Raw genomic sequence first — 25,605 nt, forward strand, 5'->3', positions numbered from 1 at the left:
GCAAGCCGCTCGCACCGTTCAACGCGTCAGTCAGTAACGCACTGCTGCCCCCGACCTGCGGTGGTCGGAGGCAGCGTGACGTGCACGCAGGTCAGCTCGTTGCCGTGGCCTTGGCGAGGGCCTTGTCGAGGTGGCGGTCGACGAGAGCCGGGGAGCCGGAGACGATCAGCAGCAGGCTGTCGTCACGGATGGCGGTCTGTTTGACCACGGTGCTCCGCCCTCCCGTGGAGAACGTCAGGAGCTGGCTCCACTGCTCGTCGCCGAGGCCGTGGGGCGCGGGCAGCTTCTGTGAGGTCATGTCGACAGGGGTGCCGCCCGCGACGACCTGATAGGTCGGGCAGCCGGTCATCGCGTCGAAGATCCGGCCGATGCCCTCGGACAGCTTCTGCGCGCTGTCGCTGTACAGCTCCTCGGAGATTTCCGAGGAGCTGCCGCCGTAGGTGAAGTCCGCCTTCGCCTTGTGCGGGAATGCGAGTGTGCCGTCAGTCGCCGCGTCGTCGCCCAACTCGCTCAGGGCCGGGCAGCCGATGACGGTGACGTCGTCGTGCTGGGCCGGACGTTCCGGCTTGGGAAGGTAGCCGCTGCCGAGGTCGCTCGGATCGAGCAGGCGGGACTCGAGTGCGGCCGATGAGAGTGCGGCCGGCTCCTGGACGGCGTCGGTCGGCTTTCCCGTATGGGAGGAGGAGGTCTGGTGCTTGGACCTGGTGGTGTCGATGGAGCAGGCGGGCACAGCGAGGAGGGTGGCGGTGATGCCGAGTGCGGTGGTGGCGACGCGAACGCGCATGACGGAACTGACCCCTTGGTGCTAGGCGACGGGTGGTCAGTGCGGGCCCACGGGCCCGGTGGGGTCGTAGGAGTGGTGGTCAGTGCCCGAGGTGGCGCAGGCAGTCCTCGAACGTGGCGTGCGTCGCGTCCGCCGGCCCGGAGTGCCGGTTGTACCAGGCGGTGTCGATGCGGGTCTCCAACTGCTGGTGGCCGGCCCGGCAGCGCAGCCAGATCTCACCGTGAGTGGAGAGGATGAGCCAGTCCCGGTATGCGCCGCACTCGACACAGGCGGCCATCTCACCGTCTAGGACCAGAGGCTGCTTCCACGGCATCATCTTGCCTTCGACCTGGTCGTGGCTCGGCACCCGCAGTTCCGGCGGGAGGAAGTCGTCCACGATGGCGGTCGGCTCGACGGACTGTGGCTCGGGTGCTGGCACTCCGATGCCGGGCGGGACTTGGCCCTGCAGTTGCGCGTGCAGTTCGGCGAACCGTCTCTGAGCTTCGCTTAGTTCCTTGGCCCTGCGGCGTATTCGGTGAAACACCCTGGCGCTCTCCTCTACCTTGGCACCTCGTCCTGCGCGTTTCATGATCGTGCCTCATGCCCCTGGTGGTTTCAATTCACAAAGTCCACAGTCCCCTCCGGCCAGGTCAGCAGGGGCACTCGGCCCCTCGGCTGCCCGGATGACGAGCCTGCCGCGATGCGTGTCGCGGTATGGCGCGGCGGTGTTGCCACGGCGGTGATGCGGTGAGACTGCGTGCCGGCATCCGGTGGGCTTACCGGGACTGGCGCGATGTCTCCTCTCCGGTGCGCCGCCTGGCGGGTGAGGCGGGCTTGGTGGTCCTATCGTGCGTCGCGGGCCGGTTCTCAGCGGTGCTGGTTTCGGGAAGGTGGGAGGCATCGGCGGGCAGGTCGGCTGTCCGCCGCATGCGCCACACCAGCACGTCGCTGACGGAGTCCGCGGTGCCGAGTTCGCGCCGTGCGACGACGTCGGACAGGAGGGCGGCTGGGTCGTAGCCGGCGGCTTCGGCTTCCTCGATGGTTGCGGCCAGGGCGTACCAGCCGGGTTCGGCGAGGATCTGCTCGGCCAGCTCTGGCAGCGCCTCGCGCAGCAGCACCGTCTGCCGCTGGAGCATCGGCCGGCTCAGACGCCGGCCGCGCTGGTGGAGCACACCGAGCGGCTGGGCCGAGGCGGCCCGGTAGGCGGTGCGCAGGTGCTCGGCGGCCCGGGCGGCGGCCTCGGCCTGCTGGGCGTGCCCCTTCCTGGCGTGCCAGTGCGCGGTGGCGGTGATCAGGAAGAACAGCATGTCGATCGCCATCGCCGTGGTGGCCCCGTCCTCACCGCGGCCGAGGGCCGGGCCGCCCTGGACGAGGTCGCGGGCGGCTTGCCGCAGGGCTCGATCGTGCCCGCGTACGGCGCGGACGTGGGAGCGGGAGGCCCGTTCGAAAGCTGTTGCTGCGTCGTACAGTTCGCGGCGGGTGTGGGCAGCGGACGTCTTCGCGAGGGCGTCCAGAACCTCGCCGGTCGCTGCGATGTGGGCGGCGGCGACCAAGTCCTCGCCGCGCTCGACGACGAGCACGGCCTGCCACACGGCCGATGCCGTGCCGCGGCGCGCGGAGGCCGGACTGCCCGACCCCGTACGGATCGCATCCTCCCGCCGGACATCCGGGGCGTCACTGGACCAGCGCTCGCGGATGCGGGGCAGCGACAGGTCGGGGGCCAGGCGCGCGCCGGGGTAGAACACCGGCTCGCCGTCCTTGTTCAAGTCGTCGGGCAGGGCGACCTTGTATCCGAGCAGGTCGCCGGAGGGTGCGACGCGCTTGCGGATCAGGAGGCCGGCGCCAGCAAGCCGGTCGAAGAACTCCTCGTCGCTCCTCGCACCGGCCACCGCGCGCCGTACAGTTTCGCGCAGTTCCTCGCGGGCGGTGCGCTCGCGGCCCTGCCGTTCGGCTTTGTGGCGTTCGGCGCTGGTCGGCCGCTTCGCCGCGGTGCCGTCTCCCTTGTTGAGGCGTCGCAGGCCCAGCTCCGCTTCGAGCATCCGGGCCTGGGCCTGCACACGGTTGGCGTCGTTGTCGAGGTCAGGTTTGTACCCGTCTTCGCGGACGAGGGTGGCGACGATGTGGATGTGGTCGTCGGCGTGACGCACGGCGGCCCACCGGCAGCCCGCTCCTTCCTCCGGGTTGTCGATCCCGGCCGCAGTGACCATACGGCGGGCCACGTCACCCCATTCCTGATCCGAGAGGATTCGGTCCTCGCTGCCGTTACGCACGGACAGATGCCACACATGCTTCTTCGGGCGCTGCGAGGGGTCGATGTTCTCGACGGGCTGGTCCAGGAGCTGCTGGAGCTGCTTGAGGGTCGCGGTGGCGTCGCGGCCGGGGTCGGGAGCGTTGTGGTCCCAGGACGCGACGAGGTGGGGATCGGTGTGCTCCTCGAACTTGCCTGGTCCGTAGAGGTAGTAGAGGAGGCCGATGGTGCGCTGTCCGCGCTTCTGGATCCTGGGGATCATGGAGGTTGTGAGGTCCTAGTCCTGGTGGAGGAGCCGGTCGGTGGCGTGCTGGACACGCTGGACCGCGCGGCCGGTGGCCGAGATGACCACGTCGAGTTCACCCGGGTGTGCTCCGGCGTTGACCGCTCGGGCGATCTGGTTCAAGTTGTTGCCGACGTGACCGAGGTGGCGACGGGCGGCGAAGAACTCGGCGATCACCTCACGCTCGTCCGCAACGGCACTTGCGGTCCGTTCAAGGTCACGGGCGGCAGAGAGAGCAGCGCGGGCGAGGAAACCGGCGAGGGTGAGGCCGGCAGCGTTCGCGCCGGCGGTCACGAGGGCGAGTTCGTCATCACTGAAGCGGGTGTTGCGGACGTGCGGACGCTGGCGACGCTGGTACTTGCGGCGGCGCGTACGCGGCTGCTCGCGCGTGTCCTGTGTCCCTTCTGGCTGCGATCCGCCCTCGGTCGCAGCCTCCTCGTCTGGCGTCCCCCGGCGCCGGACGAGCCCTGGCCCCCCAGGGACGGGGGAGCCCTTGGATACTCCGCTCAAGGCGGAGTGTCCAAGGGGATAACTTGCTCGCCCTGAGACCGAGTTGGAGCCAGGATCAGGTTCCGGGGTGGTGCCGTTCTTGGGTGCGTTCGTCATCGGGATTTGGGCCTCGTAGAGCGGGTGCGTTGCTGGATGGTTGCGGCCAGCGCGAGGACATCGGCTGGGCTGGCAAGGACACGGACCGGTCCGTTGGGACGGTCCTGGACGAGCCACTGCCCGGTCGGCGTGAGGACGACGGCGTGTAGGAGTTGCCGGCGGACCAGGACGTCCGCCCAGGCATTGGCCTCGGCGGTGGTGGGCTCGGAAGAGCGAGGAGGATGCGGGGTCACGGCGTACCTCTAAGTGGGGCGGTGGCCCGGCGTGGAACCGGGCCACCTTTACGGGTACAGGCTTTGAGCTGGGTTTTGCCAGCTCAGCCGCACTCGGGGCAGCGCCCGACGTGGCTGTTGAGCGCGCGGGCCATCCGCTGTTTCGCCGAGGCAGCTTGCTTCGCGCTGGACTTCGCCGCCGGCCTGCCCGCGTGCCGCTCGGAGTGAGCGAGCATGAATCCGATCTCTCGCTCGTACTCCGCACGGACGATCTTGAACTGGTGGCAGGTCTTCATCGGGCGGTGCTCCTCGTCGTCGTGATGTCCCCGTTCCGCAGCTCCTGAAGGACGAGGCCGAGTCGGTCGTTACCGACTCCCGTCAGGCCCTGGCGGCGGATGATTTCACGCAGCTGCACCCGAGTGATCGCGCCATTGCCGTCCCGTTCGAGCAGGGCGGGAATATGGGGGCGCACCTCACGGACAAGCTGGCGCTCGGACTCGCCCAGCTCGCGTGCCTGGCGCTCCGTCTGCGGAGAGCGGGACCGGGCAGGCTTGTCCTTGTTCCTCGTCCGGGACGTCCTGGTCGGCTTCCGGCGAAGCGGGACCTTGTGTCCTCGGTCCTGGGTGGTCTCGGTCCCGGACTGTGGGGCGGTCGGTCTCCGGTCCTCGGTGGCCTCGGTCCCCGACTTCGCGATGCCCGGTCCCCGATGAGAATCCGGGTCCTGATCTGCTACTTCTCGCGTGTTGCGGTCGGTCCTCGTGGCCGCTGCGTCCGACGCTGCGGCTTCCGGACCGGCGAGTTCGGTCCCCGGGACCGCACCGTCTTTAGAGGGCTTGGTCCCCGCGGCCGTTCCCGTTTCGTCGCCCTCGGTCCTCGCGCCGACCTCGGCTTCCGGGTCCGCCTCCTCGGGGACCGGTCCCCAAGGACACCTCGGTCCTCGGTCCCGGACCGGTTCGTCGGAACCGTCGGGACCGGGGACGGGGACCGGCACATTCGATGTCGGCTGTACGGGGACCGTGGCCGCCGATGCGCTGCTGTGCGCCGGGGACCAGGGAGAAGGGAGCGGGACCGTGGCGAGCGCCAGCGCGTGTCGCCGAGCGGCGAGCTGGTCGAGCAGCTGTGCCCGCTGGAGGGGATCGGTTCCGACCGAGGCCCTGCCGACCGCCTTCGACAGGCGTCGCGTCAGCCGCCGGCCTCGACGGTTCCGCTGCTGCTCGGGTGTGCGCTCGGCGAGGCGGGCGGCGAGGGTGACCGCACGGGCGGTGGCCCGGTCCCGGGTGATCTGCGCGGCGTCCCGGTCTCGCGCGGCGATGCCCAGGCGGGACAGCAGGCGCTCGCGTGCCTCCCGGCCCAGGATGGCGATCAGTCCGTGCGAGGCTGCACCCGGGGTGCGCAGGCGCAGTTCGATGCCCATGGCCAGGTGCCACAGCATCGCCGCCATGACGGGTCCGACGAAGGCGCGGACCGTGCCGCCGATGGGGCCGCTCTCGGCGTAGGCGGGGATCACCTGCACTGTGGTGATCACCCAGACCAGCGTGCCCGGCAGACCGGGGGCGCCTTGGACGGCGAGGTTCTGCCGGGCCATCAGCGCTGTGGCGAAGAGGGCGAGTTCGGCGGCGGCGAACATGGCGGCTCTCTCGGCGGTGCCGGCCATGTCGAGGTAGTCGGCGGCGAAGCGCCATGAGGTGTCGGCGCTGTAGGCGGTGCATCCGAGGGCGGCGACGGCGGCGACCTTGACTGCCGGGCCACCGAGACGTTTCTGCGGGCGAGTCCTACGGCGCCGGATTGCCCGGGCGGTCAGCACGAGCGCGAGGGCGGCGGGCACGACGGCGGCGAGGAGGAGAGGGAGGTCCGAAGGAGCACCGAAGGCGAGGACAGGGTGGGTCATGCTGCCTTTCCGAGAGGGGCGTGCGCCGGGGTCGACGCCGCCGGGCGGCCTGCCGGCTGCTGAGTGCCGGGAACTGCGGGCGCGGGGATGCCCTTGGCCTTGGAGGTCTTCCGCTTCTTCTTGGAGCGGGGCACGCCGTAATTGCGGTCGCGGTCGCAGACCTTGTTGGCCGCTTGCCGGAGCAGGTCGCGGGCGTGCTTGTGGCTGATCTGCAGGGCGGCAGCGAGCCGGTCGGGCTGCCAGCCCCGGACGTAGGCGTGGTCGATGACAACCTGCCGCTCGGCCTCCGTCAGGTGCACGTCGCGTCCCTGGAAGAACGCGGTCACACGCCGGTAGTCCAGGCGCCGGTGCAGGTTGTCGTGCAACGGGCGCCGCTCGGCTTCGGTGAGCCCGCCCCAGACGCCCTCCTTGAGGACGTTCTCCAGGGCGAAGTCCAGGCACGCGCGGCGTACGGGGCACCAGCCGCACAGCTCCTTCGCCTCCGCGATCTCCTCGTGATCCCGGGGCCCGGGGAAGAACACGGCGTCGGCGTCCTCGACGTCCATGCCGTGGCACGCTCCGCGGACGTGCCAGCTGGTGTTTCCGATGCCGCGCAGGCCGGTGGCCGGCGCGTCGTGGGTGGTGATGTGGCGCAAAGGGAGTCTCCGATGTGCTGCCACACCGGCCGGCTAGCGCAGTGCTCGGCGGATGCGGCGTCGGGTGCCGGCTGCGGCGTGTGGGCGTGCGCCGCAGCCGGTGCGGGACGGTGAGGTTGCGGCGGTGCAGCGGACGGGATGCACGCGCCGGGTGCGCCGGTCAGGCCAGGGCGGGCTGCTGGGCCTGCTGGGCGGCGAGGTCGAGACGGCCGGGGTGCGGGGTGGTGCGCGGCGTGATGGCGCGTACTCCGTCGTTGGGGCCGATCCGGCGGCGGCGACACGGCTCGCCGACCGGGGCCAGACACCACTCGCATCGCACGCTCAGGGCATCGGGCAGCCCCTGCGCGACGGCGGCTTCGCGTGCTGCCAGGGCGGGCCGGAACGGTGCGAGGGCGGCTCGGGCGGCGGGCGGTATGCAGGAGCCGATCTGGTCCAGCCGAGCCTGCAGCCTCGGGTTGATCCCCTCTTGGCTGCTGGTGATGGCCCGGGCCTGCGCGGGCTGCGCTATGCCGGCGGCGACAGCGCGGCGGGTGCTGACCAGCTCTGCGGTCCAGGCCGGCTGGTCGTCCGGGTCCGCGGACGGGGTGGGGTCGGAGTGGAGGGCCAGGCGGTTGCGCCGGTAGCTCTCCCAGGGGCGGACCACGTCCGCGGGCTGGATCTGGTATGGCGAGGCGCGGTAGTGCTGGCGGGCGGCGACGCGGGCGTCCCAGCCGTGCGAGGTGGCCATCGGCACGTCACCGAGCAGCTCGTGCCACTGGGCGAGCTGATCGCGGGCCTCACCCTCGTCGATGCGGATGCTGCGGGGGTCGAGTCGGCCGATGTAGGCCAGCAGGGCGGCGATTTCGCGGCGGTCCACGGTCAGCCCTCCGTTCCGGTCGGCTCGTCCAGGGCGGCGAGAAGGGCAGCGGTGTGCTTCTCGGCCCGCGTCATGCCACCGTGCGCGGCGGTGTTCTGGCCGGGCACGGCGTAGAGGTTCGGGCGGCTGGGGGCGTGCTCCCGGGTGATCCAGGAGCGCCAGTCGGCAGCCCAGGCTTCCGCTGCCCTCGGGGCGTGGGCCGCCCGGTGGGCACGCCACTTCGCGTCGGCGGCCTGCAGGCCCTGCTCGCCGAGGCGGTCGAGGTGTCCCTGCTGGCGGGCCCAGGTGTGGGTGGCGGGGTCTACCTGCCACTCGGCAGCCGAGGTGATGGCAGCACCACCACTGCTGTACCTCCGGTTCAAATCAGGTTCACTACGGTTCTGTGTGCCGGTGGCCGGTACATCGCTGTGCCGGTGGCCGGTACGCTGCCGTGCCGGTTTCCGCCTGGACCTGCCGGTTTCCGGTACTGCCGGTTTCCGGACCCTCGCGGGGGATTCCGGCACCTCACGGGGGCGGATTCCGTACCGCCGCAGGGCCGACGGCCGGAGCTTCGCAGGGGAGGCTGGCTCGTCCGACACCGCCGTGTCGCCTGCTTCCTCCCGCTGCTCGCGCTGTGCCTGTGCGACCGCTTCGGCGGCGAGAGGCAGGCGGTAGACCGTACTGCGCTGCGGGCCCACCAAGTCGTCGAGCTGCTCCAGCTCGCCGGCCAGGAGCAGGCGCTCGACGGCTTCGCGCACCGTGGAGACGGAGGCGCGCGTGCGCTTGGCCAGACTGGACAGCGAGGCCCAGGAGATGCACTGATCGTCGGCCACCCGGTCGGCGATCGAAAGCAGGACCAGACGCGCGGCCCCTCGGCTGGAGCTGTGCTCCCACACCCACTCGCGGGCTTCGCTGCTCATCGGCCGCTCCCGGGGAGCGGCCGGGAGCGGCGGTTCGCTGGGGCCAGGATGGTGCGGTCCGGCTCGGGGCGCTGAGGCGCCGAGGCGGAGCTAGCTGCCGCGCAGGCCGGACGGGAGGGCCTTTTGCGCAGGGAGGAGCACATGCAAGAATCTCCATTGGTGTTGCCATGCTGAGACGCCCCGTGGAAGGGATCAGCGTGGTGATGGTGGCGATCTCCGCCCTTGCCGGGGCGGTACAGCCGTGAAGCGTCCGGCGTCCGGGAGTTGCAGCTCTCGGACGCCGTCGCTGTGTCCAGGGACCTATGAGGCCCGGAGGTTGTGCACGTCATTGCTCCTGTGCTCGTCCATGCGGGCGGCTTGCCCGGCGGGGGACGACGAACATACGCACGGCTCCGCGTCAAGGTCCAGAGTTGGTTCTTAAACCCTGTAGAAGTCGCGTGAGCTGCTGCGACGGGGGTGAAGCGATCATGGGCGGGTCCTAGCGCGTACGTATGTCATGAAGGCCGGGCAAGGAGCGCTTACCGCACCCTGCCGACGTCGCAACACTTCAGTGAAGCCGTGGTCGAGAACCTACGCCAAAGTGATCCCTGCCTGTCAATACTGAAGTGAAGATCCTTGGGTTTTGGCCCTAGGAACTACACTGGAGTACAGTCCAGAGTTCACGTCTAGATGGGAGGAGTCGGTGATGGTGGAGTCCAGCGGACCGGCGGAGGCGCTCGGTGGCGCGGCCGGCGCTCGGCGCTCATTCGCCGACAAGCTCAACCACCTGTTTCAGACCGTGAAGAACCCGGAGACCGGCAAGCGTTACACGAACGCCGAGGTCGCCCGGGCGATCTCCGTGTCCGAGAGTGCGATCTCACAGTTGCGGACTGGAGCTAAACCCAACCCCACCTACACGACGGTGGAACGCCTTGCCGGCCACTTCCGCGTTAAAGAGCAGTACTTCTTCTCGGACTACGACGCTGAGGAGGCCGAGAAGGTGCGCGCCTCCATGGAGCTGATCGAGGCCGTGGTCGACAGCGAAGTACGCGGACTCGCGCTACGGGCCAACGGCCTTTCGGCAGGCAGCTTGAAAATGATCACCGACGTGATCAACCAGGCACGCCGATGGGAAGGGCTCGACAAGCCCGAGCAGTGATGTGACCTCTCTCACCGGCTGGGTGGATATGACTGGTATGCCGCACCTGGTCCTTCAAGATCGCCTTGGGTAACCGCCTATGCGTGTGCAAGGCTCCGCCGGAACCACTCGGAATGATGGATTCCGGTTAGCGGAGGCCGTGTCAGCGCTCATTCGGGAGCTATAGCAAGGATCTCGTCCATGTTCAATCGGCGATTTGCGCGCAGAGAGGCGCAGCTGAGGCGACTGTGCGAGGAGCAGTTGCGAGGGATCGAGATACCTGATCCCTACGCGGTGGACGAAATATGCCGGCAGCTCGCCATCAAGCGTGGCCGTCCTCTGCACCTCCACGAATTGCCTGAAACCGGAGGGGCCAACGCCCCCTGTGGAATGGTCCTCTCTTTCGACCAGGGGGACCACATCTTTCACGTTGCGGCTACCAGCGAACGGCATCGTGCGCAGATCGTGCGCCACGAGCTGGCGCACCTGCTGCTCGGGCATGCCGATAGTAACGAAAGCGTCGTCAACTCCCTGCTGGGGATCCTCCCAGACGGAGTCGATCCCTCCGCCGTGCTCTCTGCTTTCGGCCGGACGAGCTACGACAGTGAAACCGAGTACGACGCCGAGATGGCTGCCTCCTGCCTGGGGGAGCTGTTTCAGGATCTCGCCCACTCGATTCGGGAACGAGGTCGGTCCGGCGCGGTGTCGCGGCTCGACGACGCTCTGGTCCACCCCCGGAGGAACCGCCGCTCATGAGTACATCCACCATCGTCGCCGGCGTCCTCTGGCTGGTGGCCCTGTGGCGGTTGCCGTCCATCCGGCACTCCCACAAGCAGCGAAGCCTGGCGCTGACCCTGGCGACTCTCGCGGTTGCCATGACGTTCGAGGTACCGCAGGTCAAAGAGGCAGTCGACGCCGCCGTCGGTGCAGACGCCAGGCTGTCGCCGCTGCTGAAGCACCTGCTCGGCGTTACCTCGGCGGCGTATCTGCTCGACTTCGTCATCGCAGTCGTTCGACCGCAGGGCCTGGCGCGTCGCACACGACTGGTGGCCGCCGGCGTGACGTTGCCCCTCATGGTCGCTTCCTACGCTCTGGCCAACTGGACGCCGGGAGGGCCGGTCAGGCTCGGGGAGGGTCGCGGTGCCCTCTTCCCTGTCCTCTACATGGCGGTCTTCACGCTCTACATCGGCATCGCCATGGTCGTAGCGACGTGGCTGTTCCTCGGTGGCATACGCCACAGCCGGACTGTCCTTGGGAAGGCCGGCCTCGGATTTCTGGGCTTGGGCACCCTGCTCGGAAGCCTGTACGCGTTCCAGCGCATCGTCTTCGTGACGGTTCAGCTCGCCTCCGGCACCAGCTATCCAGACTTGGAGAACCTTCTCTCCACAACGCTGAAGCAGGCCACCGTCCTGTCGGTCGCACTCGGCGTCTGCTTGCCTCCTCTCTCTGTCGCCGTGGATTACGTCAAGGCGTGGAGCACCCTGCGGAAGCTGCATCCCCTCTGGGCGCAGCTCACGGAAGCGGCCCCGTACGTGGTGCTGGCGACATCCGTAGGCAGGTGGCGTATCCCCTTCCGATTGGAGCGGTGCGTCATCGAGATCGAGGATGCCTGCCTGGCACTTCGCGAGTACGTGTCAGTCGACATGTACGCAAAGGCTCGGAGGTTCGTCAGTCAAGAAGGGGTCGACGCGCAACTCGCTGACGCAGTGGCGGAAGCCTGCTGGTTGCGTGCAGCCGTCCAGAGCGCCCGAAACGGGGAACGACTACAGGGAGTGGAATATCCACCCCTCGGCGTCACTGGCCGAGACAGAGCGAGCGAACTGTCATGGTTGCGCACCGTTGCCCGCGCGTACCTCTCCTCGCCGGTCGTTTCGGATTTCGTCCGGCAAGAGCAGCCGTCCACCTTCCACGGGCAGGGCGATTCGGAAAGGACCTCCTCACATGACAACTGACCTTCGCCCCAGCGAGTCGCAGATGGCCCGCCGTATTACGGACTGGCTTGAACCGAAGAACTGGATCATCGCTGTCACCCTGCTGGTCGGTTGGCACACCGCGCAATGGACAGGTGTTGCCTGGGGAGTAGTCGGCGCCCTTTTCGCGGCCGTCATCCCAATCACCTTCATCAAGTACGGCATTCGCAAGGGTCACTGGGGCGACAGGCACGTCGGGGCGAAGCCAGCACGGCTTGTCGTGATGGCCGTCATCCTGCTCTCCGTAGCCACCGGCATCGTCCTGATGCTAGTTGCGGGGGCGCCGCGCACCATGGTTGGTCTCATCGTCTCGATGTTGGTGACGCTCGCGATCCTCACTGCAATCACCTTCGCCTGGAAGATCTCCGTTCATCAGGCCGTGTCAGCGGGTGCCTGCGCGATGCTCGTGCAGACCTATGGGCCGTGGATGGCTCTTGGCTTCCTGCTGGTCATCCTCGTTGGCTGGTCCCGCATCGAACTGCGTGACCACACACGCAACCAAGTAGTCGCCGGCACCATCCTTGGCACCATCGTGGCGGCGGCGGTGTTCCATCTGGCGCGCTGACCCGGTGGTGGGAGCCCAGCAGGCCCACTTCTCGGTGCGATGCTGCCGCCCGCAGTCAAGCGTGGGCGGCAGTCCTGCTCTGGATCAGACCGGCCGGAGAAGCGTCGCGTCGGACACAGGGGATTCGGGGACGTGCTTGATACGTTCGAGCCCCCCACGAGCTGCTCTCCGAGTACGGCGACAAGCTCGGCGTGATCCCCGAGGAGGGACTGCACGCCACGGTCCAGGGAATCCATGACGCGATCGACGACAGCCAGCTGGACAAGCTGCGGGCCACCCTGCGTGACGAGTTGGCCGGCATAGACCCGTTCCAGGTCCAGCTCGGTCTGGTGTGGCCCGGCGTCACCGCCGTGACGGTCGCCGTCTACCCGGAGGACGGGACGGCCGAGCTCAACGGATGCGTCCGCACGGCGATGGGTAAGGTGCCCGGAATCACTTTGAGGGCTCCTGAGCTGCGGTTTTGGGCCTACTCGTCGCTAGCGTACGTACTCGCAGAACTCCGGATACTCGCTCAGTAGCACGAGGACGTGAGGGCAGGGGCCTCCGCCCTGCCAGGTCTTCTTGGGGGTGAAGAAGTTCTCCAACGTTGGGCTCCTGATGTGGTGAAGCTGCCTGCCTCGACGGTAGCGGCAGGCTGGGCGTGTGTTCTGCGCCGGAAGATTTTTGAAGTTCCTGCGGTCTACGAGTGGTTCAGAGTGCGCGGGCGTGCTGGAAGATGATGTCGAGCCGTTCACGCAGCCCGGGGTCGGGGATCAACTTCACGGCGCGGGCGAAGTCGTCATGGGCGGCAGCCAGATGGGGCCGCTGTTGACGTTCGTGGTCGGCGAGGACGGCGTTTGCGGCCCCGGTGGCGCCGGGACGGGCCCGGGCGGCGTAGATCATCGTGAGGGGGAAGGCGAAGCAGGCGTGGAGGAACCCGTACGCTGGCCGCTGGGTGCCACGCCACGGGGAGAAGTACGTCTCGTCGTCGGGGATCGTGATGTGGAGCGCGGCGAGGGCGTCGTTGAGCCAGTTGTGGGCGGCTTCGTGGACGAGGTCGCGGCCCAGCACGGCAGCGTCACCGGTGTGGTCGGTGAAGACGGTCGCCGGCAGACGGGTGATGGCGAAGCTGCGCAGGGTGTGGTCGGGACGGCGCCGGCCGGTCAGGCAGATCACGGCGGCGTGCGCTGCGGCGAGAGCATCAAGGCGGGTGGCTGCGATGTGGCCGAAGGCATCGTCGGCCAGCACGGCCAGGGCCTCGGCGGCGCCGGTCGTGTCGGGACCGATGACGTAGTACGGGGTGTCGGAGTGCGGGCCGCGGATCATCTCGTCCTCGTTCGGGGCAATCACGATGCGCGGGCCGAGGCAGGAGGAGTGGGCCAGACGGGACAAGGCGGGCCCGGCGGTGTCGCGGTACCAGTCGAGTGTGGTCGCGTCGCGGCGGCGGGCGGCGTTCTCGGCGCCTTCGAGTCGGTGGTGCGCCAGGGCGTAGGCAAGGGGCAGCGCCTCGTCGTCCGGCGGTGAGACAGAACCGGGGTGGAGCAGGGTCAGGGTGGCGGAGGTGCGTTCGCGGCGGTGGGCGGTGATGGCGTCCAGATCGAGGGCGGCGGCGATGTCGTTCATGTCGGGAGGCTCCCTTGGCAGCGGGCCCCGGTGCCGGGCCCTGGGGGCGTCGGCACCGGGTCTGAGATGTGGGGCAGGCCGGATGGCCCAGCCCGATCAGCTGGCGCTGTCCGCCTCCGGGGTGGCCGGCGCCAATTCGGCGCCGGCGGGGGCGCTCCAGGCGTCAGCGGAGACGCTGGAGGTGTGGGCGGTCAGGCGCACGGTGCCGCCGTCGTCCCGCAGCTGGTCCACCGCGGCGAGGAACTCGCCGCACACATCGGTCGTCATCTCTTCCTCCGTGGGTTGCAGGGTCTGGTCCAGGTGCAGCCCGCCAGGGGCGGGCTGCGTATGCGCGGGGGCATAGCCGGTCAGGCTTCGCTGATCAGCCAGCTGATGAACTTGCGTTCGCGCCCCGTGTGGACCGGCTCGGTGCCGTGGGTTACCTGGGATCCGTACAGCAGCGCGGTGCCGGGGGCGGGGTGCACGCTCCAGCGGGTGCGCGGCATGGTGCGGAACCAGTCGGCGGAGTGGTCGGCTCCGTCGTGGGTGAACGCCATGGCCGGGTCGTAGCCGTCGCCGCCGTGATGGTCGCTCCACAGGGCGGAGTGGGAGGTGGTTTCGACGAAGAACTCCCCTCCGTCTTCGGCGTGTTCGAGGACGACGCTGATCCCGGCGAGCTGACGGACGGGGTCGGTGGGGTTGGGTGCGATGCCGTCGACGTGCGGGGTGATGTGTTGTCCGGGGGCGTACTCGACGTACATCCATTCGCGGCAGGAGGTCAGGGCGGGCAGGGCTCGCCGTAGTGCGGGCATCGCCCGCTCGACGGCGTGGGCGAGGATCTTGGCCGCGGTCTCGGGCGGCGGGTGGATTTCGAGGCGGCCGACGGGTTCGTAGACGGCCATAGCCTGCTCGCTGGTGCGGCCGGGGATGGAGTGCAGGGTGGTGGTGCGCTCGGTGTCGAAACGGCGGAGGCCGTCATCGCCGAGGGCGTCATCCACGGCGCTGATCAGCGTGGTGATCTCTTCGGGGGTGAGGAAGTTTTCGATGCTGGAGACGGTGAGCGTCTCCGCTATATGGATCATCGTGCCTCCCGGGCAGGGCGGGGCGGACGGAGGGCGCAGGCACATCCGGTGACGGCCGGCGTGTGACGGGCGACGTGCGTGAGCGTGCGCACGGCCTGGTCGAGGCCGGTGAAGTAGTCGGCCCATGTGCTGTCGGGGGCCGGCGTGAGAGTGAGGTTGAGGACGGACTTGCGGCGGCCGGTGCGGGAGCTGGTCAGGTCGGTGCGTGCGACGTGGCCGGTGATGGCGGGGGGCAGGTAGCCGTCAGCGGCGGCGAGTGCGTGGCACAGTCGGGCGGCGAGTGCGGCGTACTCGGTGCGGGTGCGCGGCAGCAGGCCGACGCGGAACGCGGACGGGGCCAGGTCCGTGCCGGTGTGGGCGTGTCCCTGGCAGGAGTCGTAGGTGACGGCCTGCCAACTGCGGGTGATCGTGTCGACCAGCGGCCACACCCGGTCCTCGATGCCCTCGCGCCACTGGGGGTGGTGCGGGTCGAGGTCGTCGGCCGCCTGTTCGCCGGGCAGGCCGGTGGTGTTGATGTTGCCGTGGTCGCTGGTCCGGAGCCGGGCCGGGGAACGGAGGGCTGCCGGATCGTCCCAGCGGGTGAGGAAGGCGTCGGTGTCGTCCATGCTGTTCGGGGCGAGGGGCCGCCAGTGGGCGCGGAGGCAGTGAGCGCCGGCCGGGTGGTCGGGGGCAGCGAGCAGGTGAGCCATTCCGTCGATGAGGCGCCCGCGGTAGTCGCAGTACGCGTCATCGCTGCCGGTCGCCTGGGCCATGCGCCAGCGGGTCGCGGTGCACCCGCCGCCGCAGACCGCCAGGTACGGGCAGGAGACGCACTTCGTCATCAGCTCTCGTCCGGCGGTGAGCAGCGGGTTGGCGTGTTGGGCCTCGATGACGTCCGTCTCGCTGCGGGCGGCGGCGAGCGGCAGCAGGTGGGCCTGGGGCCAGGGCAGTTCGTCGCACGAGCCGAATCGGCCGTCGGGGTAGGCGGTGAAGACGTGGGAGCACTTGTGCGCGGCGAAGTGGCAGTGGGCGGTGTCCAGTCCCTTAAGTCGGCGGATCGTGGCGACGGCCGGGTCGAGTTTGATCCGACGGAAGTGGCCGGCGCCGATCCAGCGGGCGGCGGCCTCGAGGACGAACTCGGCGTACTGGACGGGAGTGATCGCCCAGGCCGCGCCCTCGGCACCGACCGCACGGGCCTGGATGAGGCGGCTGGGGCTGGTGCGTCGGCCGGACGCCGTGAGCGGCTTGGTGACGGTGGTGTCGAAGGCGGGCAGGAGGTGCACGGCGCGTACCGCGTCGAAGGCGGCGATGTGATCGATGACCTCTGCGGCGCGGCTCAGGACGGCGGGGGTGACCACGGTGACGATGCCGCAGGTGCGTCCGCGTTCGGCCAGCAGATTCAGCGCCTTCACGATGCGCGGGTAGATCGCGGTGCCGTCGTAGCCGATCCGCCAGGAGTTGCCCTGTTCGTCGCCGTCCATGGAGATGCCGATGTGCAGGCCCGGGTAGTGGGCGTCGAACAGGTCGAGCCACTTGCCGTCCAGCCGCACGCCGTTGGTCTGCAGGTGGACGCGGTGCACGGTGGGCTGGGCGGCGAGTTCGTCGAGGAGCGCGGCCATGGCGTCCTTGCCGACGGTCAGAGGTTCCCCGCCGTGCAGTTCGATCGCGAGAGGTCGCTCACCGAAGCTCTGGCCGAGGCGGCGTATCTGCTTGACGGTGATCTGGGCGCCGCCGGGGGCGAGTTTGCGCTTCTCGAAGCAGTAAAGGCAGTCGACGTCGCAGGTCTCACCTCGCAGCTTGAGGACGACGGAGACCGCCGCGGCGTGGTCGGTGTCCTCCAGAGGCCGCCACACGTCGGCGCCGACGGTCGTGGTGGGGGTGGTAAGCGTGCTGCGCATCGGGACCTCCCCGGTCGAGGGTGGGCGGATGGGTTCAGCTGCGGGCGCGGCGTGCGGCGGACTTCTGCCAGGCGCGTATTGAGCCGTCGGTGAGCGGGACGCGGGCATCTCCGCGGCGCAGGAACCAGCCGTCGCTGTATCGCTGCGGCAGCCAGCCGAAGCCGCCGAGCCCTGCCTCGTCGACCGGCTCGGGCTCGGCATCGGTGGGCCAGAGGACGAGCAGGGCGTCGGCGAGGCGTGCTTGGACGGAGGCGAAGAAGGGACTGTGCGCGGCGGCGCTCAGCCACCGCGGCTCGGGCAGCGCGGGGACGGGCCTGAACGCTTCAGCGTGGTCTCTGCTCAGCAGGCTCGGTAGCCATTTCTCACCGAGCAGCGGAGCGCCGGCCGCGACGGTCTCGGCCTGGGCAACGACGCGGGCGAGCTGGTTCCACACCAGGTCGGCGTGGGGGTACAGGCCGCTCTGGGCCAGACCGAGAAGGTCTTCGGCCAGGCTCGCCGCCGCCTCGCATCGGTCCGCAAGCGCCCACCGTTGATAGGTCGCCCGCTGCTCGGGCACCAGGATCTCCGCATGGGCCGGTGCCGTGACCAGCGGCCGGGCAGTGCGCAGGAGGGTGAGGTCACTGAGCTGGGCTCGGACGGTGCGGAACGTCTCGATGCCGTCGCGGGTCACGGTGAACGCGTCGAGCAGTGTGCGCCAGTCGTGCACGGTTCTCTTGCTCACCGCCCGGACGTCCACGCGGATGCCGTAGATGAGGCTGGATCCCGGTCCGGAGACGGCCTCTGGGGTGATCAGGAGCAGATCCACGTCACTGTGCTGGTGGGCCAGACCTTCGGCGAGCGCGCCCACCAGCCACACGTCGGCACCGGCATACTCGTCTGCCAACACGGCGGCGGCGTGCTCGGCGACCTGCAGTCGCGTATCCAGCCACGGGGCGGCGGTCATCGGACTGTCCTGCCGAAGCTGGCGAGAACATCGGCGGCGGTCGTGGCGACCCAGCGGTCGAGGAGGGCGCGGACGTCGCTGCGTTGAGCGCCGATGTGCGGGGTGGCGATCAGGTTCAGCGGTCTGGGCAGGGTGTCCGCCGGCCACAGCGGCAGATCCGATTCCTCGACGGGATCCAGGGCGAGACCGCCGACCTGACCGTCGGCGAGCGCGCGCAGACAGGCGTCGATGTCGAGCGTGCCGAGGCGGCCGACGCAGATCAGCAGCGGACGCCGTTGCCGCGCCGCGGCCAGGAACCCGGTCCCGAACCGGCCTCGGTTCTCGTCGGTGAGCGGGAGCGCCACAAGGTGGGCGTCTGCCCAGGCGGGCAGTTCACTGCCGGGCCGCGAGGGCAGGGTGTCCGGCAGGCTCGGCCGGGCGGCGAAGGCGAACTCGGCGACATGCGGAGCGAGGGAGTGCGCGCAGGCCCGGCCGACCGGCCCGGCGCCCCAAATCGCCAATCGCATCCCGGAAACGGGCGGGGCGAGGCAGTGCTGCTTCGCATGCCGCCCCTGGAACAGGGCGGCGTGCCCGTACGGGATCCGGCGAGCGAGCGCGAGCAGTGCGGCCAAGGCCCATTCGGCGACCGCGTCGCCGGCTGGCTCCGGGTTGCGGTGCACGCTGATTCCCCGCGCGGCCAGGGCGTCGATGTCGATGCCGTCCAGTCCGGAGCCGGCCCGGATCACGTGCCGCAGCGCCGGCCACTGGCTCAGGCGCTCGGTATCCAGCCGGTACCCTGACCGCAGCACCAGCACTTCGGCCCGGGCGGCAAGTTCCGGATCCGCGGTGGCGAGCGCGGTGATCTCCCGGATCGCGCAGCCGGGGAGGCGTTGCTGCAGCAGCGCGGTGTCGGCCGCGCCTCGCACGCTTACGAGCAGCGGCGCCTCGCGCTCCGCGCTCACTGCTGGGTCCCGTCGGGGGGAGCCGTGTAGCGGCCGAAGGCGAGGTCACCGGCGCCGGTGATGACCTGAAGCGGTGTGGGGGCGCGGAAGTAGTCCTCGCAGGCTGCCTTGACGCCAGGCAGCCCGTTCCATGCCTTCGGGTTCGCCTCCAGGTCGGCGTAGTCGTCGACGATCAGCGTGCCGCCGGGGGCCATGCGCGGCACGCATGCGGTCAGGCAGGTGTGGATGGAGTCGTAGTAGTCGCCGTCCAGGTAGGCGAAGGCGATCTGGTCCGGAAGCTGGTCGGGGAGGGTGTCGGCGAACCAGCCGGGGTGGATCGCCGGCGGGGTGCGGCCCCAGCGGGCGTGGAGGGCGAGCACTTGTTCCGGCTCGGCGCGCAGGTACCCGGTCTCGAACAGGTCCGGGTCCTTCGTCCCGGATTCGGGCAGGCCCTGGAAAGAGTCGTAGACGTGGACGCCGCGCTGGTGCTGTCCGGTGGCGTCGAGGACGGCGCGCATCCACAGCGCCATGGCGCCCTGGTAGCAGCCGAGTTCGATCACGGCACCGGGCACGTTACGTGCTGCGAGCTGTTCGAGTTCGGTGCGGATGGCGGGCAGGCGGTCGGCATCCACGGTGTCGTCGTGGTGTCCGAGGAGCCAGTCGTGCAGTTCCGCGAGGCTCAGCTCGGTGGTGGGAGGGAGGTACATGGTCACCACCGGTCCACGAGGACGTCGCGGTCGGCCGGGTTTCCGGCGAGTGCGTCGAGCAGTTGCCGGTTGACCCGCGGTAGCAGGTACTTGCCGCCGAACTCCTGAAGGGGCACCCACTCGAAGCCGACCTGGATCGGGTCGGGCGGGTCGGACTTGCGCGGGGTGGTGTCCTCGTCGAGGAGCTCGGCGAGGAAGTTGTGCTGGGTCTTGTGGACGGTGCCGAACTCGTCGTCGTACTGCTCGGGGACGTACTCGACGACGAATAACAGCCGCGAGGTGCGCACCCGCAGGCCGGTCTCCTCCTTGACCTTGCGCACGACCGCGTCGCGCAGCGGCTCTCCCACCTTCGCCTTGCCGCCGGGCAGGTTGTAGTGGAAGCCGGAGTGGTCGTCGTACGACATGAGCAGGATGCGGTCCTGGTGGACGATCGCGGCCTTGACCGACACGCTGATGCGGGGCAGGGGCGTCATGGCGCGGGTGTTCCTTCCCTCGTCGAGCCCGCCGCGGCCGACTGCCCGGCGGATGCTGGTAGTGCGGGGATGGAGCAGAGCGGAAGCTTGTGGAGCAGCGGAGCTCGGCGCCTTCTACAGGCAGGCGCGGGCGGTCGGGTCGGCGATCTGGAGGAGGTCGGCGACGTCGGACAGTGGCGTTCCGTCGGCGGTGAAGGAGCCGGTGGTCTGGAAGGAGGTGGCGGCGCGCCGCATTGCGGCGAGCGCGGCGCGCGAGAGCTGGTTGGCGTAGATGGCCAGGGCGAATCCGGCCGTGCCGAGATCGTCCGGGGCCAGGTGTGCAAACGCGGTGGGCACGGTCACCAGCGGCACCGTGCCTGTCCAGGCGGCGGCCGTGGCCAGGGCTTGCTGCCCGGTAGGGTCCTTGGAGTGGATGAGTACCGCGTCCGCGCCGCAATCCGCGTACGCTGCGGCCCGCTCCACTGCCTCCGTCACGCTTCCGCCGCAGATCAGGGTCTCGGTCCGCGCGATCAGGGCCACTCGCGTGCTGGCGACGTCGCGCATTGCGGTGAGCTGTTCGGTCACCGTCTCGATGCGGGCGAGCGCCTGGCTGCGGTGCAGGGCGAAGGAGTTGACCTTGGGGTAGGCGCTGTCCTCCAGGCAGAGGGCGGCGGCTCCGGCGCGGCTGAGGTCAGCGGCGAACCGGCGGGCCGTGGCCGGGGTGCCGCCAGCGTTGTCGATGTCCACGATCACCGGGAGCGCCGCCGTCCGTGTGAGGGCGAGGACAGTGTCGGCCAGGTCGCGCGGTCCCAGCACGTTCTCATCCGGCAGGCCGAGGGCCGTGGAGACCTCCAGGCCGGAAACCCACAGGGCGTGGAAGCCGGTTTCCACGGCGACCTTGGCGGCCACCGCGCTCGCGGCGCCGATTGCCCGCAGCGGGCGGCGGGCGCCCGCTGCGGCGGTGAGCCGCGTGACGAGCGGGGCTATGTCGGCCTTGGTGGGGGCGGTCACGACGCGGCTCCTTCGCGGTCGGGCAGCAGGCCGTGCTGGGCCAGCGCCTCCCAGGCGGTGTGCAGGACGGTGGCGCGGTCCTGCGCGGCATTGATCCGGACGACCTTTCCCAAGGCGGGGAACGCGCCAGGCGTGTCGGCCACGGACTGGTACACCTCCCGGACCGCGGTCTGAACGCCCATCACATCCCAGTCGGGGCGTGTGGCGTCCCCCGAGCGGTCGGCAGCCCGTTCCATCGCGGTCTCAGGTGTGATGTCCAGGACGAGCGTGAGGTCGGGCACCAGGTGAAGGTGCTCGGTGAGACGGGCGTACGTCTCCTTCGGGGCGCGGTCGTGCTTGACCGCGAAGAAGGCCAGCTCGGACAGCAGCCATCGGTCCGCGATGACCGGGCGGGTCGGCAGGCTGGGGGTGATCAGCCGTTCGGCGGTGGCCTGCTTGTCCGCCGCAAGTGCCGCCAGGTAGCGGTCGCGGTTCTCCTCGGTGGGCTGGTACTTGCCCTCCACCAATTCCAGCGCGACTTCCGCGTCGAGAAAGTTGGTGGTCAGTACGGCGAGCGGCGTGATGCGGAACAGGCCCTCGAAGAGGCGGAACAGGCCCTTGCGCAAGGTCGTCTTACCGGTGCCGTCCAGGCCCTCGATGACGATGAAGGGGTAGCGGTCCATCGAGTTACTCCACCTGCCCTGCGCCGGTGCCCCCGGCGTACTTCGTGAACCGACCGCGCCACGGGATCGACGTCGATACCAGGTCGACCAGCCGCAGCTCGCCCAGCTCGTCCAGCAGCCCGGGAAGCCGGCTCTCGACGACGATGCTCTCGGTGACCGCGCGGCAGTAGGCCATGCGTACTGCCTCGTCCGCCGAAGCGGTCCGCAGCTGCTCGGCGAGGATCCGCTGGGCGGTGCCGAGCGCCACGATGCTCGTCGCGCTCTGCAGTGTCTTGAGAGTGATCGCGGTATCGACAGGCTGGAGGGAGGTGTGATGGACGCCGAGGTGGCGGATGACAGCGAACGCGCCTGTCCACCAGGCCGACGCAGTGCACACGCCGGCCACCGCACCGCGGACGGCCCTATCGCTGACGCCCCCGAGCAGGGTGGCGGCGACCTGGTCGGCGCTCGCGGCCAAGGGGTTCGTCCCGGCGTCGGTCGTTCCGTACTCGGCCGGCATGTGCAGCCAGTACTGAAGTCCAGTCTGGTCGATCACGGCCTCGGCCGACGCGTCCGCGAGCGGGGCAGGGCGCGCGGTCAGCGCGCTCGGCGGGGTCTGCGCGAACAAGGCGATGCTACTGGGCGGTGCGAGGAGTTGCTCGCACAGCTGCGGCAGGTGCAGGGCCAGACGCTGGACCTGCAGGCCGTCAGCGAGCGTCTCCCAGGACGCGGACAGGTTCGGGCCTGGAGGGGAGAGGGTCACACGGGCTCCTTTCTCGGGCATGAGGACGCCCTTTCTGGACTCATCGGGGCCGGACGCACCACAGCGCCCGCGATCGCGGCGCACGGCCGTGTGCAGTCCGGGCAGCTGGAGGACGAAACCGGGCAAACGACCCTGATTCTAGATCTCGCGGGAGGGAGTCACAGAAGCACGGGAGTACTCGAACTTTCGTACGCATTCGAGAAGTTGGCTCGGTCCGGGCACTCGCGCCGACGGTTGTCATTGGCCTTCCTCCGTGTCGGCGGCATGGCCGATCCGGAACCAGACCTGCTTCCCGTACAACAGGGGCTGGCTCTGCAGCTCGTCGGCCAGGCAGGACAGCAGGAACAGGCCCCGGCCGCCCTCGGCATCCCCGTCGGGGTCCTTCACGGTCGGCAGCGCGTCCTCGAAATCGGTGACGCCGACCAGGATGCCGTCCGGCGTCTCGCGCACCAGCAGCTCGCAGTCGCCCGGCGTGTGCTTCAGGACATTCGTCAGCAGCTCGGTGACGCCGAGCTCGGTGACGAACTCCAGCTCGCTCTTGCGCCACATCCGCAGGAGGACCCGCACGATCTCCCGGACGCATTCCATGCTCTCGGGGTCGATCGCAGGCAGCGTCATGTGGTGCTGCCGAACTGGGCTGACCGCCATCACAGGCACTGACCCTCCAGGTGGCACGTGCGTCCACGGCGGAGATGGCGCGGTGTAACCGGGGCGCCACCGTCCGCTGGGTGAGCTTCGATAATGACGGCCAACTGCCCGTTCGACAAGCAGTCCTTGAGGAAAGTCTTTCCTCTCGGAGACTTGGCATATTCACGAACTGGCCCAGCCGCTAGTCTGGCGTAGAAATGGACGAGGAGGTTAGGGATGCCGGTCGAGCCGACGCCTCGGCGCCGTCGCCTGGGTGCTGAACTCCGGCGTATCCGCGAAGCCTTGGGCTGGACGCAGGAGGAGGCGGCGAGCCGTCTGGGCTACCGGTCCTTCTCCACGGTCAGCAAGATCGAGAAGGGGGTGCAGGGCCTCAAGATCCAGCAGCTGCCGCACTTTTTCGAGGTATACGAGATTACTGACCCCGAACTGCGCGAGGAACTGCGCGGCCTGGTCCGCCGGGCAGGGGAAGCCGACTGGTGGCAGCGCTACCAAGGTGTCGTCGACGACCCTCTCGGCGACTACCTCTCCCTGGTCGAAACCGCCAGCAACCTGTTCGTCTTCAACCCCGCAGCCATCCACGGGCTCCTTCAGACTCCGGAGTACGCCAGGGCCGTGACCGAGGGCAGCCGGGCCTGGAAGACGCCGGAGGACATCGACGGCTTCGTGTCCATGCGCCAGGAGCATCAGAAAAACATGCTGGAGCGCGACCCGGCGCTGAAGATCTGGGCCGTTCTTCCCGAGGGGCTCCTGCGCCAGGAAGTCGGAGGCCGGCCCGTCATGCGCGCCCAGATAGAGCATCTGATCGACCTCGCCCGCACAGCGCCCAATATCACCATCCAGGTCCTGCCGCACCGGGCCGGCGCACACGCCGGGATGGACGGACCGTTCATGCTCATGTCCTTCCCGACAGGGCGGGACTTGGTGTGCATCGAGTCCATGCGGGCCTCGCTCCACCTCAACGAGCCGGAGACGGTGGAGGTGTACCGCACCACGAGTGATCTGCTCAAATCTGACGCTCTCTCCCAGAAGGCGTCGCTGCCACTTCTCACCTCCATCGCCAAGGACCTTGCATGAACAAGAACGAACTCGACCCGGCCTGGGTCGAGTCCCAGCTGCGTGACGCCCAGTGGCAGACCAGCAGCGCCAGCAGCGGCGGCACCAACTGCGTCCAGATCGCCTTCCTCGACCAAGGCATCGTGGCCCTGCGTGATTCCAAGGACACCAACAAGGCTCCGCACCTGTTCACCGACTCCGAGTACGACGCCTTCGTCAGCGGGATCCAGAACGGCGAACTCCGCCGCCGCTGACCCCGGACGTACCAGCGAACACCGCTTCAGGCTCCTCATCTATGCGGGGGCACGGCTCGTAGCCGTGCCCCGACAATCTCGCCTCCATCACCGTGCGCGCCGCGGCATTTTCCAGCGACTAGTGCGAGTTCAACGCGCCAGGTCATTGCCCAGCGCATGCACCAGCCAAGCCGCTCGGGGACGGGCGGGGTGTAGGCGCGAGCGAGTTGGCGCTGGCCGTAGATCTGCCAGGCCAGGGTGTTGGTGTCCTCGGCGGGCACGGTTGCCTCCTGGTGGGCGGGTGTCCTGGGGGTCAGGTGTGGGTGATCAGGTAGGTGGGGCCCTCGCCACGTCGTGCTCGTTCGATGGCGTCGAGGCGGGCGAAGGCGCCGGGTGCCATCAGCTCCTGCCAGGTTGCAAGGTCATGGACGGCCCACATGTCGTGTTCCGCGGGATCGAGGCGGATCCGGTCGAGCTGGTCGGCGGTTACTGACCTTCAAAGCGTGGTGTCGGTAGGGCTGACCGCCCATGATCCCTGCGGTATGCCGAGTGCATGAGGTATGCCCAGGGCGGTGGCCTGACCGACGAACGGCGGGCCTTCCGTGAGAAGTTGCGGTTGGAGGCGGCCGAGCGGTTCCACCACGGCGATGAGAACACGGTCATCGCGCACGATCTGCGTGTCAGCGTCCGGTCGGTACAGCGCTGGCGCAAAGCCTGGTCCCGCGGCGGGCCGAGGGCCCTGGCCTCGAAGGGGCCGGCATCACTGCCGCTGCTGAGCGACGACCTGTTCGCCATACTCGAGCGGGAGCTGTTCAGGGGCCCTGTCGCGCACGGCTGGCCGGACCAGACCTGGACGCTGTCACGGATCAAGACCCTGATCGGGCGCCGGTTCCACAAGAGCTACACCGTCCAGGGTGTCGCCGCACTGCTCAAACGGCACGGCTGGACCTGCCAGGCCCCCGCCCGACGTACCATCGAGCGCAACGAGGCAGCGGTGGCCGGCTGGGTGAAGCAGACCTGGCCAAGCGTGGAAGAACCGTGGCGGCGCTCGACGCCTGGCTCGTCTTCGAGGACGAGGCCGGCTTCTCGATGACGCCGCCGACCACCCGCACCTGGTCCCGCCGCGGCCACACCCCCGTGGTCCGTGTGCGGGGCCGCTCCCGCCGCCGCTTATCCGTCGCCGCCCTGGTCTGCTACAAACCCGGCGAACCCTCGAGGCTGATCTACCGACCCTGCCCCGATGCCCGGCCCGACGGACGCAAAAGCTTCTCCTGGAAGGACTACCGCGACCTCATCCAGAGTGCCCACCAGCAACTCGGCGGCCCGATCGTGCTGGTCTGGGACAACTTGAACACTCACCTGACCGCCGGCATGCGCCGCTACATCGCCGACCGCGACTGGCTCACCGTCTTCCAACTCCCGCCCTACGCACCCGACCTCAACCCGGTCGAGGGCATCTGGTCCGTCCTACGACGCACCAGCACAGCCAACCGTGCCTTCGCCGACCCCGACGACCTGATCACCGCCGTCCGACGTGGCCTACGCCGACTCCAGTACCGCCCCGACGTCCTCGACGGCTGCCTCACCGGTACCGGCCTCCAGCGCGAGCCACTATGACGACACCACGCTTTGAAGGTCAGTAGCTGACCTCC

30 protein-coding genes and 1 pseudogene are annotated in these 25,605 nt (G+C 69.3%); 9 read left to right on the top strand and 22 right to left on the bottom strand.

Features of this window, described 5'->3' with window-relative positions; all coding sequences use genetic code 11:
• Nucleotides 1-91 precede the first annotated feature (91 nt).
• The 9 genes from HTV45_RS16375 to HTV45_RS16415 all read right to left on the bottom strand — a co-directional run bounded on the left by HTV45_RS16375 (nucleotide 92) and on the right by HTV45_RS16415 (nucleotide 8,390).
• Nucleotides 92-784 (bottom strand): hypothetical protein, encoded by a 693-nt coding sequence (locus HTV45_RS16375; protein WP_215206515.1) that lies wholly within the window; start codon nucleotides 782-784, stop codon nucleotides 92-94.
• A gap of 79 nt (nucleotides 785-863) precedes the next feature.
• Nucleotides 864-1,307 (bottom strand): hypothetical protein, encoded by a 444-nt coding sequence (locus tag HTV45_RS16380; RefSeq protein WP_215206576.1) that lies wholly within the window; start codon nucleotides 1,305-1,307, stop codon nucleotides 864-866.
• A 232-nt stretch (nucleotides 1,308-1,539) separates the two neighbouring features.
• Nucleotides 1,540-3,273, bottom strand: a complete 1,734-nt coding sequence (locus HTV45_RS16385) for a relaxase/mobilization nuclease domain-containing protein (RefSeq protein WP_215206516.1) — start codon at nucleotides 3,271-3,273, stop codon at nucleotides 1,540-1,542.
• Between the two features lie 15 nt (nucleotides 3,274-3,288).
• Nucleotides 3,289-3,900 carry a MobC family plasmid mobilization relaxosome protein gene (locus HTV45_RS16390; protein WP_251692181.1) on the bottom strand — a complete coding sequence of 204 codons (612 nt, stop codon included), beginning with the start codon at nucleotides 3,898-3,900 and terminating at the stop codon, nucleotides 3,289-3,291.
• Between the two features lie 316 nt (nucleotides 3,901-4,216).
• Complete coding sequence (locus HTV45_RS16395) at nucleotides 4,217-4,408, bottom strand: hypothetical protein (RefSeq protein ID WP_030827515.1); 192 nt, start codon at nucleotides 4,406-4,408, stop codon at nucleotides 4,217-4,219.
• Nucleotides 4,405-6,000, bottom strand: a complete 1,596-nt coding sequence (locus HTV45_RS16400; RefSeq protein WP_215206518.1) for a hypothetical protein — start codon at nucleotides 5,998-6,000, stop codon at nucleotides 4,405-4,407. Before HTV45_RS16400 ends, HTV45_RS16395 begins: the two co-directional genes overlap by 4 nt.
• Complete coding sequence (locus HTV45_RS16405) at nucleotides 5,997-6,635, bottom strand: WhiB family transcriptional regulator (RefSeq protein WP_215206519.1); 639 nt, start codon at nucleotides 6,633-6,635, stop codon at nucleotides 5,997-5,999. The genes HTV45_RS16400 and HTV45_RS16405 overlap by 4 nt, the downstream gene beginning before the upstream one ends.
• Before the next feature lie 160 nt (nucleotides 6,636-6,795).
• Nucleotides 6,796-7,491 (bottom strand): hypothetical protein, encoded by a 696-nt coding sequence (locus HTV45_RS16410; RefSeq protein WP_215206520.1) that lies wholly within the window; start codon nucleotides 7,489-7,491, stop codon nucleotides 6,796-6,798.
• A gap of 2 nt (nucleotides 7,492-7,493) precedes the next feature.
• Nucleotides 7,494-8,390, bottom strand: coding sequence for a helix-turn-helix domain-containing protein (locus HTV45_RS16415; RefSeq protein WP_215206521.1), 897 nt, complete (start codon nucleotides 8,388-8,390; stop codon nucleotides 7,494-7,496).
• Nucleotides 8,391-9,075: 685 nt separating this feature from the next.
• Here HTV45_RS16415 and HTV45_RS16420 point away from each other — a divergent pair.
• The 5 genes from HTV45_RS16420 to HTV45_RS16440 all read left to right on the top strand — a co-directional run bounded on the left by HTV45_RS16420 (nucleotide 9,076) and on the right by HTV45_RS16440 (nucleotide 12,560).
• Nucleotides 9,076-9,528 (top strand): helix-turn-helix domain-containing protein, encoded by a 453-nt coding sequence (locus HTV45_RS16420; protein WP_215206522.1) that lies wholly within the window; start codon nucleotides 9,076-9,078, stop codon nucleotides 9,526-9,528.
• Nucleotides 9,529-9,708: 180 nt separating this feature from the next.
• Nucleotides 9,709-10,263 (top strand): secondary metabolite protein, encoded by a 555-nt coding sequence (locus tag HTV45_RS16425; RefSeq protein WP_215206523.1) that lies wholly within the window; start codon nucleotides 9,709-9,711, stop codon nucleotides 10,261-10,263.
• Nucleotides 10,260-11,459 carry an MAB_1171c family putative transporter gene (locus HTV45_RS16430; protein WP_215206524.1) on the top strand — a complete coding sequence of 400 codons (1,200 nt, stop codon included), beginning with the start codon at nucleotides 10,260-10,262 and terminating at the stop codon, nucleotides 11,457-11,459. The genes HTV45_RS16425 and HTV45_RS16430 overlap by 4 nt, the downstream gene beginning before the upstream one ends.
• A complete protein-coding gene (locus tag HTV45_RS16435) occupies nucleotides 11,449-12,042 on the top strand; it encodes a hypothetical protein (protein ID WP_215206525.1) in 594 nt (197 codons plus the stop codon). Before HTV45_RS16430 ends, HTV45_RS16435 begins: the two co-directional genes overlap by 11 nt.
• Before the next feature lie 191 nt (nucleotides 12,043-12,233).
• The gene (locus HTV45_RS16440) at nucleotides 12,234-12,560 is read left to right on the top strand and encodes a hypothetical protein (RefSeq protein WP_215206526.1); all 327 of its coding nucleotides are present in this window, start codon (nucleotides 12,234-12,236) and stop codon (nucleotides 12,558-12,560) included.
• Between the two features lie 172 nt (nucleotides 12,561-12,732).
• Here HTV45_RS16440 and HTV45_RS16445 read toward each other — a convergent pair whose 3' ends face one another.
• The 12 genes from HTV45_RS16445 to HTV45_RS16500 all read right to left on the bottom strand — a co-directional run bounded on the left by HTV45_RS16445 (nucleotide 12,733) and on the right by HTV45_RS16500 (nucleotide 22,637).
• On the bottom strand, nucleotides 12,733-13,644 hold the full coding sequence (locus HTV45_RS16445) for an HEXXH motif-containing putative peptide modification protein (protein ID WP_215206527.1): 912 nt from the start codon (nucleotides 13,642-13,644) through the stop codon (nucleotides 12,733-12,735).
• A 96-nt stretch (nucleotides 13,645-13,740) separates the two neighbouring features.
• Nucleotides 13,741-13,911, bottom strand: a complete 171-nt coding sequence (locus tag HTV45_RS16450; RefSeq protein WP_215206528.1) for a hypothetical protein — start codon at nucleotides 13,909-13,911, stop codon at nucleotides 13,741-13,743.
• 80 nt (nucleotides 13,912-13,991) lie between these two features.
• Complete coding sequence (locus HTV45_RS16455; RefSeq protein WP_215206529.1) at nucleotides 13,992-14,705, bottom strand: 2OG-Fe(II) oxygenase; 714 nt, start codon at nucleotides 14,703-14,705, stop codon at nucleotides 13,992-13,994.
• Nucleotides 14,702-16,582, bottom strand: a complete 1,881-nt coding sequence (locus HTV45_RS16460) for a radical SAM protein (RefSeq protein ID WP_215206530.1) — start codon at nucleotides 16,580-16,582, stop codon at nucleotides 14,702-14,704. Before HTV45_RS16460 ends, HTV45_RS16455 begins: the two co-directional genes overlap by 4 nt.
• 34 nt (nucleotides 16,583-16,616) lie before the next feature.
• Nucleotides 16,617-17,525, bottom strand: a complete 909-nt coding sequence (locus HTV45_RS16465) for a nucleotidyltransferase domain-containing protein (protein WP_215206531.1) — start codon at nucleotides 17,523-17,525, stop codon at nucleotides 16,617-16,619.
• Nucleotides 17,522-18,466, bottom strand: a complete 945-nt coding sequence (locus tag HTV45_RS16470; protein WP_215206532.1) for a D-isomer specific 2-hydroxyacid dehydrogenase family protein — start codon at nucleotides 18,464-18,466, stop codon at nucleotides 17,522-17,524. The genes HTV45_RS16465 and HTV45_RS16470 overlap by 4 nt, the downstream gene beginning before the upstream one ends.
• Nucleotides 18,463-19,152 carry a TylF/MycF/NovP-related O-methyltransferase gene (locus HTV45_RS16475; RefSeq protein WP_215206577.1) on the bottom strand — a complete coding sequence of 230 codons (690 nt, stop codon included), beginning with the start codon at nucleotides 19,150-19,152 and terminating at the stop codon, nucleotides 18,463-18,465. Before HTV45_RS16475 ends, HTV45_RS16470 begins: the two co-directional genes overlap by 4 nt.
• Nucleotides 19,153-19,154: 2 nt before the next feature.
• On the bottom strand, nucleotides 19,155-19,625 hold the full coding sequence (locus HTV45_RS16480) for an NUDIX domain-containing protein (RefSeq protein ID WP_215206533.1): 471 nt from the start codon (nucleotides 19,623-19,625) through the stop codon (nucleotides 19,155-19,157).
• A gap of 114 nt (nucleotides 19,626-19,739) precedes the next feature.
• Nucleotides 19,740-20,615 carry an isocitrate lyase/phosphoenolpyruvate mutase family protein gene (locus HTV45_RS16485; protein ID WP_308309683.1) on the bottom strand — a complete coding sequence of 292 codons (876 nt, stop codon included), beginning with the start codon at nucleotides 20,613-20,615 and terminating at the stop codon, nucleotides 19,740-19,742.
• A complete protein-coding gene (locus HTV45_RS16490) occupies nucleotides 20,612-21,277 on the bottom strand; it encodes a thymidylate kinase (RefSeq protein WP_215206534.1) in 666 nt (221 codons plus the stop codon). Before HTV45_RS16490 ends, HTV45_RS16485 begins: the two co-directional genes overlap by 4 nt.
• Nucleotides 21,278-21,281: 4 nt before the next feature.
• Nucleotides 21,282-22,019, bottom strand: coding sequence for a hypothetical protein (locus HTV45_RS16495; RefSeq protein ID WP_215206535.1), 738 nt, complete (start codon nucleotides 22,017-22,019; stop codon nucleotides 21,282-21,284).
• 237 nt (nucleotides 22,020-22,256) lie between these two features.
• Entirely contained in the window at nucleotides 22,257-22,637 is a 381-nt protein-coding gene (locus HTV45_RS16500) for an ATP-binding protein (RefSeq protein WP_215206536.1), read from the bottom strand.
• 246 nt (nucleotides 22,638-22,883) lie between these two features.
• On the opposite strand from HTV45_RS16500, the gene HTV45_RS16505 reads away from it, so the two are divergent.
• Both HTV45_RS16505 and HTV45_RS16510 read left to right on the top strand, forming a co-directional pair.
• Nucleotides 22,884-23,741: a helix-turn-helix transcriptional regulator gene (locus tag HTV45_RS16505; protein ID WP_285899649.1), complete on the top strand. Its 858-nt coding sequence runs from the start codon at nucleotides 22,884-22,886 to the stop codon at nucleotides 23,739-23,741.
• Nucleotides 23,738-23,974, top strand: coding sequence for a DUF397 domain-containing protein (locus HTV45_RS16510; RefSeq protein WP_215206538.1), 237 nt, complete (start codon nucleotides 23,738-23,740; stop codon nucleotides 23,972-23,974). The genes HTV45_RS16505 and HTV45_RS16510 overlap by 4 nt, the downstream gene beginning before the upstream one ends.
• A 292-nt stretch (nucleotides 23,975-24,266) precedes the next feature.
• Here the strand turns inward: HTV45_RS16510 and HTV45_RS34830 are convergent, their stop codons facing one another.
• Complete coding sequence (locus HTV45_RS34830; protein WP_285899650.1) at nucleotides 24,267-24,392, bottom strand: hypothetical protein; 126 nt, start codon at nucleotides 24,390-24,392, stop codon at nucleotides 24,267-24,269.
• A gap of 114 nt (nucleotides 24,393-24,506) precedes the next feature.
• Between HTV45_RS34830 and HTV45_RS16520 the strand changes: the two are divergent.
• Nucleotides 24,507-24,908, top strand: a pseudogene (locus HTV45_RS16520) (winged helix-turn-helix domain-containing protein); the annotation flags it as partial.
• Complete coding sequence (locus HTV45_RS16525; protein WP_251692216.1) at nucleotides 24,902-25,570, top strand: IS630 family transposase; 669 nt, start codon at nucleotides 24,902-24,904, stop codon at nucleotides 25,568-25,570. The pseudogene HTV45_RS16520 and the gene HTV45_RS16525, both read left to right, overlap by 7 nt.
• The last annotated feature ends 35 nt before the right edge of the window (nucleotides 25,571-25,605 follow it).

The organism is Streptomyces sp. CHD11 (assembly GCF_018638295.1).
GTDB lineage: Bacteria > Actinomycetota > Actinomycetes > Streptomycetales > Streptomycetaceae > Streptomyces.